The sequence below is a fragment of the Desulfobulbaceae bacterium DB1 genome (genome assembly GCA_001914235.1).
In the GTDB taxonomy this organism is placed as follows: domain Bacteria; phylum Desulfobacterota; class Desulfobulbia; order Desulfobulbales; family SURF-16; genus DB1.
On record MQUF01000012.1, the window covers coordinates 36,129 to 49,244 of the forward strand.

Consider the following 13,116-nt stretch of genomic DNA (forward strand, 5'->3'; position numbering starts at 1 on the left):
AAAAAATGCGACGGCAATGGTTTTTCGGAACCGCGGCTTGTGCGTCGCAAAAAAGCGTTCCGGCGGAAGGCGCCTCTGGTGCATGCCGGAGCCGCAGGGAATCCGGCATGATTGATCATTCAGGAGATGGCCGAGTCACGGCGGGGCATATTGCCATATGGGAGAGTCCTTGTTTTGGCTTTTAAAAGGTTCGTCTGTTCGTCACGCCGTTGGTCGGTTGCTGGATGCCGCTGGTGCCGGTGATCGCCCCGTGAAAGTGGCAGCGCTCGCATTGCTGGGGATAGCCGCCGTGACATGTTGCGCATTGAAATTTTGCGTACGGATAGTCATTGCCGACACTCATGGTGGAATGGTGGATGCTCTCCCAGGTGGCGCCACCCTTGTCGTGGCACTGGTCGCACAGGTAGGAGAGATTGTAACCGTCGGTGATTGTCCCGGTTAAGGGAATGCGATTGATCTTCCGGCGCAGGAGATAGCGATTGGGCGAGCCGTGCGGTTCGTGGCAATCGAGACAGGAAAGGACGTAACCGAGGCTGCCGCTGCCGACGGTGTAAGGTGTTCTCACCCGGATGTCGCCGTCCGCATTGCCCTTGCCGTGTTTTTCATTGTTCCAGTCGATTTTTTTGAGATTCCGGCCGAGGGTGGTGCTGTAGATGGTGTTCACCGCGTCGTGGCAGTCGGTGCAGAAGGTGTTGTAGTCCGGGGTGAGGGAGCCGTCACTGGTTCCCGTGGCGCCCGGCTCATAGGTGACGGCGGAATTATAGTAGTAGGGGGATTGGTATTTGTTGACGCTGGATACGTCCATGCGCTCGGATGCGTCGTTTCCCCACAGGTCGAAGTGGTCGGTCGGCCGGGAGATGGCGGTGTAGGCCGGGTCGGTGACATTGGCCTTGTTGCGCCGGGCGAGATGCGGATTGTGGCAGGCGGTGCAGGGATTGGAGGTGGCTTTGAAATAGCTGAACTTCGGTTCGGCAAATACAACGATATCGTTCAGGTTATGGTATGATGCCTGGTTGAACGCCTCAAAGATGCCCGCGGGCGAACTCGTCGTGTAGCCGCCGAAGGTGGCGGTATAGTCCTTGTTGTCGATGCCGCCGGACTGGAGCGAGGAGGACGTGGTGTGGCAATAAAAGCAGAAGTTGTCCGACTGCGCGTAGGGCTTGACCGTGGCCGTGGTGTCGAAGTTGGCGGCAAACAGGGCAAAGGGCGAGGCGCTGCCGGATTGGGGCGTCGGTTCAGCGCCGTCGATGCCGGCGTGCTGTTCGTGGCAATGGGCGCAATTGCCTTGGGAATAATCGGGCAAGACCGTCCGTTTTACCCCGGTTGTCCCTCCGTGGGCTGAGTCGGTATATGTGCCGGCGTGGAGAGGTTGGGTGACGCCGATCGCCGTCATGGCGAGAAAAGAAAAAAGAAAGCGATATCGTGTCATCGTGTGCGCTGTCATGCGGGAACCCCGGCTGAGATGAAAAGGAAGCGAATGCGACTCTTTGGTAAAATGTAGCAGGATGGGGGCTGTTTTTCAAATAGAGATTGCCTGGCGTGACTGAAAAAAAAAGAGCACGAACTCTTCGTGCTCTTTTGGATGATGATCTCTTTCATCTTTATTAAAAATAATACATGTCTGTTTGCGGTTTCAGCATTGTTGTTTCGTTTAATTGGGCTTCCTGGGCGAGCTGGGGGATGTTGGCGTTATCCAGGATAAATCGTTCAAGCTGCTGAAGCTGGCCGGGAGTCAAGTCTCCGAAAAGAATTCTTCGCTGTTTGATGACCGGTTTACTGGTGCTTGATTTTGAAATAGTCGTATCGGAAATCGTGGTGAATGGAATTTCATCCATATAATGGTCGTTATAGCCGAAAAGGATGCCCCTTTCCGGCGGCTTCTCCGTCAAATACTCTTTGTCCACATAATTAAATGCTATGCCTCCCATGCCGATATCGACAACCTTACCGAAGTTGTAATGGAGAACATACATTTCTTTTTTTGGTTTAAATCTGGGGAATCTCCTTTTGTTCAGTACGTTGTAGTGGGAAGTCATTTTTCGCCCCTCATTAAATTAGTACGGTATGTGGTTTGAGAGAATCATCGATTTTATCTTTAGCAAAAAAAAAAACGAGTTGGAATAGGGCAAATTGTCGCAGAGTCAGCGTTTTTACTGGTTTTTTCTTTTTGCCGGGTGGTTGAGATTGTTGGGGGAGAAAAAAGATAATGCCGTAATAACATCATGTTATGTCGCTATTTGTCGACAGCTTGCCGAGCAATCCACAAAAGAAAAGATCCTGCGGGTCATGGGGTGAACACGTGGTGTTATTGACAATGGAAAATGAAAATGGTAGGTGAAAAATCAAACATATAACGGCGGGATTTCAAAGCTATTCTTTGATTTCGCCATTGTGAAATGAAAAAACGGATTGGGTAGGAAAAATGTTTTCTTCCGCAAAATTGATGAGACACGGTTCATGTTGTATGTTGATTTTTTCCGTGCTGTTTTTTTTTAAGGCAGGCGTGGTCACTGCCGGGGAAATCAAGTTGCTGACGCCCGAGGCGACCAACATCGTCTATGCGCGGGTTCCCTCCTATTACGCGGTTGTTGAAGTCGGAGATAAAAATGCGGCGGATCAGCTGCGGGTCAAGGCCGGTTCGCTGAGTATCCCCCCGCTGGCCGTCCGTTCCGGCGGCGCGAGGTTTTATGCTCATTTCCAGCTTCCCCTTACTCCGGGGAACAACGTTTTTGCCCTGTCACCCGGCAACAAGCAGTTTACCATCGATTATAAGCCGATGCGCACCGTGCTCAATGTCAATTTCGATGTTCCCGGTGTCTACATGTTCCACCGGGCCGGAACCATGCAGCCTGAATGCCGGCAATGTCACGAAGTGGAAAAGCTGCCGAAGAAATTTTCCAACAAACCGCTTCCCTTCGGCATGAACTCCGCCATCTGCTACTCCTGCCATAGGCGAATCTTCGAGGATACCGCCTGGCATCACAGCCCGGCTGAGAGTCTGCTGTGCGAAACATGCCATCCGCAGGATGCCAAGGCCGGGAGATTTTTTGTTTCCAAGGGAAAGGATGCCGCTCTCTGTTATCGCTGCCATGTGGAAAAAGAAAGGGTGTGGAATAAAATGGCCTATGTTCATCAGCCTGTCGGCTTTGGCGTCTGTTCCATGTGTCATAATCCCCATGGTGACGCCAATCGTTTTCAGCTGTGGGCGGACGGCAAGAAGGAACTGTGCATCAGTTGCCATGTGGACAAGGAAAAATATGTGACAAACGAGGTTGAGGGTATGACGGTGCACGGCATCATTAACGGCAGCGGCTGCGTCGCCTGTCATGACCCCCATGCCTCTGAAAACCCGTATATGCTTTACAAGCCGGTCAACGAACTGTGCACCGGCTGCCATAACGGACTGGCCGGTGTCGTCAAAGGACATCCTGTCGGCGGTCATCCCGTTGCCGGACCGACAAATCCCCTGCAGCCGGACAAGGAATTTAACTGCGCGAGTTGTCATAATCCTCATGGGTCGGTCTACCAGTATCTGCTGGTTGGCGATCTGTTGGGAGGGCACGTTTGTTCCAAGTGTCATAACTGACGGTGGATTGTGAGCCGCTTTCGATTCTCCTAATGAATTCATCGGAATTACTTATCACATTCATGGACACAATAACCGGCAGCAGATCAAATTGTTTTCCGCGGTCGGCAATGCGGGTCATGCTGCCTCTTGTCTTCTGCTCGATTCTTCTTGCTGTCTTTGTCCCGTCCCTCCGCGCCCAGCAGGATGACGGTTCGCCATGGCATGTCCCTGTCAAGACGGTTGCGATTATAACGGAAGATGATCAGGGTGCGCCGCTGCAGTTTCCCTCCATTGTTTTTTTTGATAAAACGATGGATGAAACGTATGTGGTAACGGGTGGCAAGGGTCGGATTAGTGTGTACGGGTCTGATTATTTCCCAAAAATTTCCCTTGGTGTCGGCCGTGGAGTAGAAACGCCCAACGGTCTCCATGTCGCCGACGATGGGCGTCTTTTTGTCTGCCAGGGGCAGTCTGCCGGGAAACCTCCTCGGCTGACGATCCTGAACGGTGCTTTTTTCCTTGAAAAGGAAATTACCTTTGCCGACATCCCGGGAGCCGAATCCTTTATTCCCGGCCGTCTTTCCGTCGGCATAAACGGCAATATGTATATTGTTCCCACCAATATGCCCGGAGCGCTCGTTTTGGACAAGGACGGAAAATTTCTTCGTTGGCTGAAACCGAAGGATAAAGTGCAGGTCGAGGAAGAAGCGCCTGTTGCGGGGGAAGGCGTCGGCGGCTTGCGGGAATCGGAATCATTGGGCGATGCGACCGAAGAGGGCGAGCCTCAAGCCGAGACGCCGCCAGCCGGCAATGAGGAACCGCAACCCCGGGATCAACGGGCGGCGGAAATGGAAGGTTTACCGGAATTTCTCAGGCCGGTGACAAAAGAAGCCGAAGAAGGCGCGAATGTTACTGATCCGGCCGGGGCGGTACAATTGACGGATGTGGTGTGCGATTCCAAGGGGCATATTTATCTTTTGAGTGAAGAAACCAGTAAGGTGTATGTCTATAACGCCGCGGAACAATATCTTTTTTCCTTCGGCCAGAAAGGCGGTTCCGAAGGCAAGATGAGTCGTCCTCGGGCGTTGGCGGTTGACGAGGAGAAAAAGAGCATCTATGTCGTTGATTATATGCGCCACACGATTCTGCTCTATAATTTTGCCGGACGATTTCTTTTTGAAATCGGCGGCTTTGGACGGTCGCCGCGCTGGTTTAATTTTCCGGCGGATCTGGCTTTGAACAGACAGGGAAATCTCATCGTGGCAGACCTCTTTAATAAGAGGGTGCAGGTGCTGGATGTGCAGTTTGAGGCCTCTGTTTCCTTGTTCGGCCCCGGCGATAAATCGGCGAAGTAGCAGGAGGGAAGTTATTTGTCGGGTGGGTACTTGTAGAGCTTTCTTTGCAGGGTTCTTCGATGGATGCCAAGCCTTTTTGCTGTTTCCGAGATGTTGCCGCCGCAATCCGCCAGAACCCGGTTGATATGTTCCCATTCCGTTCTGGCCAGGGAGGGTGCCATGAAATCTTCCTCCTGGTTGTCGATTTCCACTTCGGGATTACGGGTAAATGCGTTCAGGATATCGCCCACGTCCGCGGGCTTCGGCAGGTAGTAAACAGCCCCTAATTTGACTGCATCCGTTGCCGTGGCAATGCTGCCGTAACCGGTTAAGACAACCGCTTTGAGCGCAGGGTCAATTTGCAGGGCATCCCTGATCAGTTCAAGTCCCGATTTTCCGGGCATCTTCATGTCCACCACCGCGAGTTTCGGCTTGTGTCGCTCGATGATTTCCATGGCCTCATCGTAATTTGCCGCCATGTAAACGACGAATCCTCTGTTTTCAAAAGCCCTGCCCATCCTGCTTCGAAAAAGATCTTCATCGTCGACGATAAGAATAGCTTCCATTTGTAAAACGTTCTCCCCTGCATTTATAGTCACATCGGACCCGCCTCAAAATTACCCAGGCCGAATGCCGGACTTTCATGGTTTACTGTCGTCGGCCAACCTGGGTCAGCCATTGGTGTTTCTTCGCAAACGGCTTGCTTCAACCCGTTCCAGGGCAAAAGTAAGCACGGCGGTTGTTCCTTCCCCCGGTTTGGAGATGAGCTTTAAGTCGCCGCCGAATCGGTTGGCCATAATTTTAGCAAGATAGAGGCCAAGGCCCATGCCTTTTCCTGGTTGCTTGCTGGTGTAAAACGGTTCAATTGCTCGCTTGAGAAAATCCGGGTCCATGCCCGTCCCGTGATCCAACACTTCAAAATAAAGAAAATTTGCGTCTTTTCGGCATGTGATGTCAATCGGTGATCCCGGCTCAGAGGCATCCATGGCATTTTTCATGAGTTCCCGGATGGTGCGGGTCAAGGTGCGAACCGGCATCACGACCTGAAGATCACCAACCTGGTTGATAAAATTGACCTGTTGCAGATTCTCAAAATTGAACAAGGCCATGGCTTCATACACTAGCTCTTTAATGCTGAATTTGTCAACCGCTTCTCCAAGAAGTTTACCGCTGTCGGCCGACATCTGGTAAAGGATTTCCTTGCAGCGTGATACTTGATCGCGGATAAGCCGTGTATCGTCTATTAAATTTTTGTCGCCACCGTTTTTTTTGAAATGAAAGAGCATTTCGCCGGCGGCCACGGCAATGGTGGAGAGCGGTGTGGAAAATTCATGGGCCGCGCCGGCGGCAAAAGTGGCCAGGGAGGCGAGTTTTTCGTTTCGCATTTTTTCTTCGTCAAGTTCCTTGCGCACGGCTTCCTGTTCCTGCATGTTTTTTTTGATCTGGCCCACCGGGTAGACAATAAGAATAACCACCAGGAAAAAGATGAAAAACATGAAATAACTGTGGCTGCGCAAATAGGCATCCATTTGATTGTTGAAAACAGCCAGGAGATCGGGTTGCAAGCCGGCCAGGTCTGAGCCTGCCAGCAGGGAATGGTCAAGCCGGGCCGGATCGGAAAAATAAAAAAAGAGTGAGTAACAGAAGACAGTGAAGCCGGCAAGGGAGTAAGAACAAGTTTTTTCCAGCAACAAGGCGCCCAGGACAATATAAATGATGAAAAGAATGTTCAAGGGGTTGAAAATGGAAACAACATTGAAAAAGAGCAGAGTCATCAATGTCACGTCAAGCGACATGACCAGCGACGGCATCCTGCAGGGAATTTCTTTTTTTGCCCGCAATAGACCGTAAAGCAGAATGTTGCTGATCAGGCCAAGGCCGATGGTTATATAAGCCTGGGGGGGTGAAATTGAAAGGTGAAAAATTTTCAAGCTGAAGAAGAGCAGCAGAATTTGGCAGGCAATGGTTGCCCAGCGGAGGCGAAGAAGCCAGAGAAACGTGATGTTCTGCTTGCTGTACGAGGTTGGGGATATGATTTTTTGATCGGTTGTATTCACTGAATATTCCTTCTGGAGGCCGCAAGACGGAAATCAGGAGTCAGTATCACAAAACCGGGAGCAGGACCTTTTTCCGGCTAAGAAATTGCGCGCATAGGTTCTGCTTGCAAATCGAGTCAGTTGCGGATGGATGCCGGTTCGTTCCTTTGCCGCATGTTATTCCGGCTCCTGTCTCCTGAACAGCAACAAAAAAAATGAATATGCGACATTATACCACATCTGTACAAATCATTATGTGTGTTAAATACTTTTCAGGGTAACTTGTCAATTTATTCATCAACTGACAACGCTAAAATGGAGGAGCTCATGGATGTGAAGGCTGATTTGACGTTGGACGCAAAAGGATTAAGCTGTCCCATGCCGTTGCTTAAGACCAAGCAGTTTATTGGTAAAATCAAGCTGGGCGAGGTGCTTGAGGTGCTGGGCACGGATCCGGGGTCAAAAAACGATCTCCCGGGCTGGTGCGAGCGATCGGGACATGAGTTTCTCGGCGCTGAAGACGGCGGTGGTTTTTTCAAGTTTTATATTCGACGCGGAAAATAATTCCTGCCGGGGAAAATCCGGGGATTTCTTTTCCTCGGATTTTCCTACCTACCTACCTACCTACCTACCTACCTACCTACCTACCTACCTACCTGTTGCCTTGTCGGCTGCTGCGGCAATCCCTGTTTTTTTCTGAAGTTGCATTCGTGGAATCAAATTAACAACTGTACGTGCTTACAAGCGGGGCTATCAGGCCAAATTTTCAGCATGATACACCTGGCGAGACACTTTTTCAGGGTGCGACAATTCACCGCATACCGCCACAGGGGGATCTGTGTTATTAATTAAATTAATTGATTGTTAATTCTATTTTTTTTGTAATGTCGGTTGCGCCTGCATCAGGTTTGCGGCCGCAAAGGTTGTGAAGATAATAAAGTCCGGGGAGCAATAATGAAAATGGAAGGTGACAGCACAACCGTTTTATCCGACGGCAGGTTGGCAAAACGACTTACCTGTGAACAGTTCGGCGGCGAATCGACAATGATGCTTGAGATACGTGCTCTTTCCCTGGACAGCATGGAGGCCCGTTTGCTGAACATCAGCGAAACCGGCATGGGCATCATGACCGACGGCGAACTTGAGCTTGGTCAAATGGTCAATATAGCTGGTAATGCCCAGGAAAATATGTCGAAAAAGGCGGTCGTTATGTGGTCGCGAAGAGATAATCAGGGGTTCAGGTCCGGGTTGAAATTTATCCGGGCAAGTTGATTTTCCCCTGCTTTTTTAAAAATGAAAAACGACATCGTTTGTTGTGTTTTTGCAGGTTTTAGCAAGGAGGCAGGTGAAAGAGGATGTGGGCTAAAAAAAATTAACTCCTCGCTTAACTTTTTTTAGTGTTTAAGTTTTTTTCATGCCGTAACTGTTCAATGTTTCAATAGTTAAGTTGTAGTGTTCAGGAGAAAATGTATCTCTAAATTTCAGAAAAGGTCGGGACGGTAATCGCGGCAAGCCGCGGCGACGGCCGGTTTGTCCTTGCCAGGTGATGATTCCGGTGGAAATGCACACTGACTGTGTGTTTGCCGGATTGAAGTTTTTTTAATATTTTAATGAGACTGGTTCAATAGTCTTGATGAAAAGGAAGAGCGTACAATAAATTGATGAATGGCATGTTTTATGCGACTCTGGTACATTGTGGGAAGAGGATAACGTTGGCGTGAGACGGTGCGACAATTTGCCGCATTTCCATTCCGCTCAAATCATGCTAGGTAAAAGTCGTGGTAAGGCAAGCTAAAAAACGAGATGGAGGGATTCATGAATAAAAGAATGAAGGGAGTTGCGCTGTTTGTCGGTATGGCCGGAGTTTGTTTTCTGTTGCCGTCGCTTTCTTTTTCCAAGGCGACCGGCCCCTGTGTTAACTGTCACACTATGCATAACAGTCAGGACAGCGATCCTGTGAGCGGCGATGGCCCCTATGGCGCCTTGACGAATGCCAATGGGTGTGTTGGTTGCCACACGGGCACAAATGGCGACGGAAAAAACATACCATATATTATGGGTCCTGCACCTGGTGCGGGAACGGAAACCGCCGGCGGTTCCTTTTACTGGGTAACCCAAGATGAAACCTACGGTCATAACGTGGTTGGTATTTCGGTGGCGGATACGCTTATCGGGAAAACTCCTCCCGGCTGGAATTCCACATTCGATGCCAATACCCAGGTCGCCACCGCGGGCGCGGCAGACTGGGGGGTAAATCAGTTGACCTGTGCCGGGGTCTACGGCTGTCACGGCATGCATACCGACGCGGGTTCCGGGCTTGATGATTTCAGTGCCATATCCGGTGCTCATCACGGTGATGATACCACTATTGACGGGTCTTCAACCGCTGCCAGCTATCGCTTTCTGTATCAGATTATCGGCACTGAAGATGATGACTGGGAGTTGACAGTCGGGTCTGCCGATCATAATCAATATTTCGGACTTGACAGGGCTGATGATACACAGCCTGTTGCCGGGCTCGCCACGCAAACCATCAATTATCTCTGCGCTGAATGTCACGGGAATTTCCACTCCGGAGACGGAGATCTTGGTGCTGATGATGCAAGTTTCGGGGCAGCATGGTTGCGACATCCCACCGACTATGACATGAACAATGTCAAAACAAAGCCGGACTATGCCGGATATAACGAGGGCAGCTCCGCGTATAATCCGATCACCCCGGTGGCAACTGAAAGCGAAACAGCCGGCGTTGTGGATAAAGATGTTTCCGCGGACATTTATGTTGACGGCGATGCCATTGTCAACTGCATCTCCTGTCATCGGGTGCATGGATCTCCATATAAGGATATGCTCCGTTGGGATTACAATGAGTGCAACGCTGCAGATGCTGGATCAAATCAAACTGATTGCGGTTGTTTTGTCTGCCACTCCACCAAGGATGACGTTTAATTTGTGATCTTTGCTTATGCGTAAAGCCCGCACTCCGTGTGCGTATTAATTGACAAGAGAAATTGCTAACGGAAAACAGTTAGCCTCATGATATAAATTCCGGCCAGGAAACGATACCCCTTCCCTCCTAATCGTTTCCGGGCCGGAATTTTTTTTGCAAAAAAAATGAATGATGCTTCATGGTTGCTTCGGTTTAACTTGTCATTGGGGATCTTTTTTGTTTTATTTGCTGAATGGTGATTTTGTCAAAAAATATCATTTCATAATGAATCGGTATATTTTTTTTCCTTTTTTTCAGTATGTTGTCTCTTGGTCGCTGCGTTCTTGAATTGTTCTTTTAAAGGAGACGAGTTTGAGTGGTCGCTCATAACATGCACATCTCTTCAGGGCTTGGGAAATAAAAAACGTATGAAGGCTGGGATTACGCAACAGAGCATTGTGGCCGTTTTTTTGACGCTGCTTATGGCGCTCATAGCGGATTGTGCCCATGCAAAACCCATTACCTTCAACGGTACCGCCTCTTACAGTAAAGAGGAAGATGAAAGCGGCACAAGCAGTTTCAATCAGAATACCACGTTGAATTTCGATCAGACCCTGACGCCGGTCCTGGGCCTTGATGAGTCTGTCCGCTACAGCACGAGCTATGAGGAGGATCGTGATACCGAATCAATCGCTCCCACCGTCAATTTGCAGCTGAACAATGATATTTTTTATCTGGATCTTTCAGGAACCTCCCAGCAAATGCGCAATTCCGAGAGCTCGAATCTGGACAACAAAAATTGGCAGAGTCGATGGCGCAGTAACTGGCAGAAAGATTACGTGCCTGTAATCCAGTTCGGGTATGGTCAGTCCCAGACCATTGACGACGAGGATCCAGCCAGGATCGATTCGAAAAACAATAACAGCGATATGATGGTTGACTGGGATCTGCTGGTGGGGAAAATCTACTACACCATCAATAAGAATATCAGTGACGATTATGCGGCAAACAGCACCAACACGGCCACCAACCAGTATCTCCGCCTTACTTCCGACAAGTCCCTCTGGCAGGATCGGGTCAATATTTCTTTTCAAGGGCAATATTCATCAAATAAACAGAATTTTTCGGCTGATCTGGGGAGCAGCGGAACCGTTCTCGGCCCTCGAGTCACGATAACCGACATGCGGGGGGTTGTTGACTTTGATGACGCTAAAATGCCGGAATGGGAAAAGGATATGGCGTCGCCTCTTCCGCAGGTTACATCTCTCAGGCGTTACAATCTTGCCGTCAAGCTTGATGCTCCCCAGCAGGTCAATGTGCTGTATCTCTACACGGACAAGGATCTCTCCGCCGATGCGGCGCTTTTCCGCTGGGATGTTTACCAAAGCTCGGATGGGAAGAAATGGACGGCGCAAACCCCTTCTCCGTTGCCGATTTACAATCGGACCATGCAGCGCTTTGAGCTCGAGATACCCGAGCAGCATGCCCGGTATATTATGCTTGAGGAAAGGCAAATTCAGCTGCTTGAAGACTTTAACATCACCAACGTGCAGGCAGTCCCCATCATTACCGGGACTGCCGGTCAAAAGGTGGAGTCTGAAAGCGAAACGACTCATTACACCGCGGACACCGGTATCAGCTGGAAGATTACCGAAGCCTGGATGACCGGCTACAGCCTTACCCTGGAAGACGGCGAAACCGCGCTGGGCGATGATATCGACCGTACCGCCAATTCGGCCTATCTCTCCTGGGTGCCGGTTGATTTTTTTTCGTCCAGGATGAGCGCCTCCGAATCAAGGAGTCAGGAGGTGGCGGATGATCCGGAAGAAAAAGGCCGTTCCTATGCGGTAAGTTGCGCCTCCCAGCTGTTGCCGACCCTTGATATGGACCTTGGCGTCACCCGGAGTGAGAACTATGAAGATGATGCTCTGATCGATAGCGGCTATAATTATAATGCCTATTTTACCGCACTGCTTTTTCCTGATTTGACCTCAACCCTTGATCTGGTTTATTTTACCAGTCGTGAAGAGGAAACCGATCTGTTTAGCCAGGATTACAGCCAGACACTGCGCTTCATCGCCCGTCTGACTCCCGGCTTGACCACCGAACTTGCCGGGATTTACTCCACCAGCCGTGGGGAAACCGACAGCTGGAGCAAGGGCGCCAATCTGACTGTTTCATGGCGGGCTTCCGATATCCTGGCCATGAGTGTTTCCGGAACCCAGACCTGGGAAAGTGATGATTCGACCCCGTTTCTTTATAATATGACGATTTCCTTGGCTCCCACCTACAAAACGCAATTAAGTCTTGGATACAGTCATCAGGAGGAGACTGATAGTTACAATGCCAACTACACCTGGATTCTTAACGATATCTTTTCCTTGCAATTCTATGCCAATTATGTTGATCGAAAGGAAAGTGATTCCGAAACCGGCCGGGTGAGCCGTTTTTTCAACGATGACCGTAATGACAGCCGTTTGGCTTTCGGAGGTCAATTGAATGTCCGGTACTGATTTTGCGGTTGTTCCGGGTTTTTGTTAAAAAAAATGATAAGGACTGATTTCATGAGAAGAAGAGCGTATTTTCTCCTGGTACTCATTGTTGTTTTGCTGATCAGTGGTTGCAGCGGCAGGAAGACGATCACCTTTGTCCGGGAAGATGTCACCCTTGATTTTGTCAAACGAGTTGCGGTTCTGCCTCTGCAGAACAATACTGATGAAAAGTATGCCGCGGAACTCGCGCGTGACGTGATCAATACCAAAATTCTTGAAATGAATCTCTTTGACGCTGTTGACAAGGGAATAGTCGACAGTGTTCTTTATGAGGAGGCGGTGGAGGCGGGCACTCCGGTCAGCCAGATGATGTTGAGCCGTTTGGGACAACGATTGAATGTCCAGGCGCTTATGATCGGTTCGGTTGATATTGCCGGAGATAATCGAGTCGGCTCGGTCACTGTCCCGGAAATGAGTCTTACCCTGCGTCTGGTCGAGATCAAGTCCGGCCTTGTCCTGTGGCAGGGCAGCGGCCACTATGACGGTGATTCGATAATCGGGCGGTTGTTCGGTATCACTCCGGACGACCGCTTCATGGTCGCCGCAAAACTTGTGGGGAAGTTGCTGGGGACGATCCCCGCCGAAGTCGGACAGGAAGCGGTTCCGGCGGTTGAGGTTGCGCCCGGCAAAGGTGACGAAAATGACGACACCAACGATGATAAGAAAGACGCCGCTCCGAAAGGCTGAGTTGGGGTCC

General features: G+C 50.1%; 11 protein-coding genes. 7 read left to right on the forward strand and 4 right to left on the reverse strand.

The window, feature by feature from the left end:
* Positions 1-181: 181 nt before the first annotated feature.
* Positions 182-1,429 (reverse strand): hypothetical protein, encoded by a 1,248-nt coding sequence (locus BM485_11410; protein OKY74837.1) that lies wholly within the window; start codon positions 1,427-1,429, stop codon positions 182-184.
* 175 nt (positions 1,430-1,604) lie between these two features.
* A complete protein-coding gene (locus BM485_11415) occupies positions 1,605-1,973 on the reverse strand; it encodes a hypothetical protein (GenBank protein ID OKY74838.1) in 369 nt (122 codons plus the stop codon).
* A gap of 530 nt (positions 1,974-2,503) precedes the next feature.
* Here BM485_11415 and BM485_11420 point away from each other — a divergent pair.
* Together BM485_11420 and BM485_11425 are read left to right on the forward strand one after the other, a co-directional pair.
* Complete coding sequence (locus BM485_11420; protein OKY74839.1) at positions 2,504-3,586, forward strand: hypothetical protein; 1,083 nt, start codon at positions 2,504-2,506, stop codon at positions 3,584-3,586.
* 32 nt (positions 3,587-3,618) lie between these two features.
* Positions 3,619-4,923: a hypothetical protein gene (locus tag BM485_11425; GenBank protein OKY74840.1), complete on the forward strand. Its 1,305-nt coding sequence runs from the start codon at positions 3,619-3,621 to the stop codon at positions 4,921-4,923.
* 11 nt (positions 4,924-4,934) lie between these two features.
* Here the strand turns inward: BM485_11425 and BM485_11430 are convergent, their stop codons facing one another.
* Positions 4,935-5,468: a two-component system response regulator gene (locus BM485_11430; protein OKY74841.1), complete on the reverse strand. Its 534-nt coding sequence runs from the start codon at positions 5,466-5,468 to the stop codon at positions 4,935-4,937.
* A 105-nt stretch (positions 5,469-5,573) separates the two neighbouring features.
* Complete coding sequence (locus tag BM485_11435; protein ID OKY74842.1) at positions 5,574-6,959, reverse strand: hypothetical protein; 1,386 nt, start codon at positions 6,957-6,959, stop codon at positions 5,574-5,576.
* Between the two features lie 306 nt (positions 6,960-7,265).
* Between BM485_11435 and BM485_11440 the strand changes: the two genes are divergently transcribed.
* From BM485_11440 to BM485_11460, 5 genes are all read left to right on the forward strand, one after another.
* Positions 7,266-7,502: a preprotein translocase subunit TatC gene (locus tag BM485_11440; protein ID OKY74843.1), complete on the forward strand. Its 237-nt coding sequence runs from the start codon at positions 7,266-7,268 to the stop codon at positions 7,500-7,502.
* A 390-nt stretch (positions 7,503-7,892) separates the two neighbouring features.
* Entirely contained in the window at positions 7,893-8,210 is a 318-nt protein-coding gene (locus BM485_11445; GenBank protein OKY74844.1) for a hypothetical protein, read from the forward strand.
* 543 nt (positions 8,211-8,753) lie between these two features.
* Positions 8,754-9,887, forward strand: coding sequence for a hypothetical protein (locus tag BM485_11450; protein ID OKY74845.1), 1,134 nt, complete (start codon positions 8,754-8,756; stop codon positions 9,885-9,887).
* 408 nt (positions 9,888-10,295) lie between these two features.
* A complete protein-coding gene (locus BM485_11455; protein OKY74846.1) occupies positions 10,296-12,380 on the forward strand; it encodes a hypothetical protein in 2,085 nt (694 codons plus the stop codon).
* A 51-nt stretch (positions 12,381-12,431) separates the two neighbouring features.
* The gene (locus tag BM485_11460; GenBank protein ID OKY74847.1) at positions 12,432-13,106 is read left to right on the forward strand and encodes a hypothetical protein; all 675 of its coding nucleotides are present in this window, start codon (positions 12,432-12,434) and stop codon (positions 13,104-13,106) included.
* Positions 13,107-13,116 lie beyond the last annotated feature (10 nt).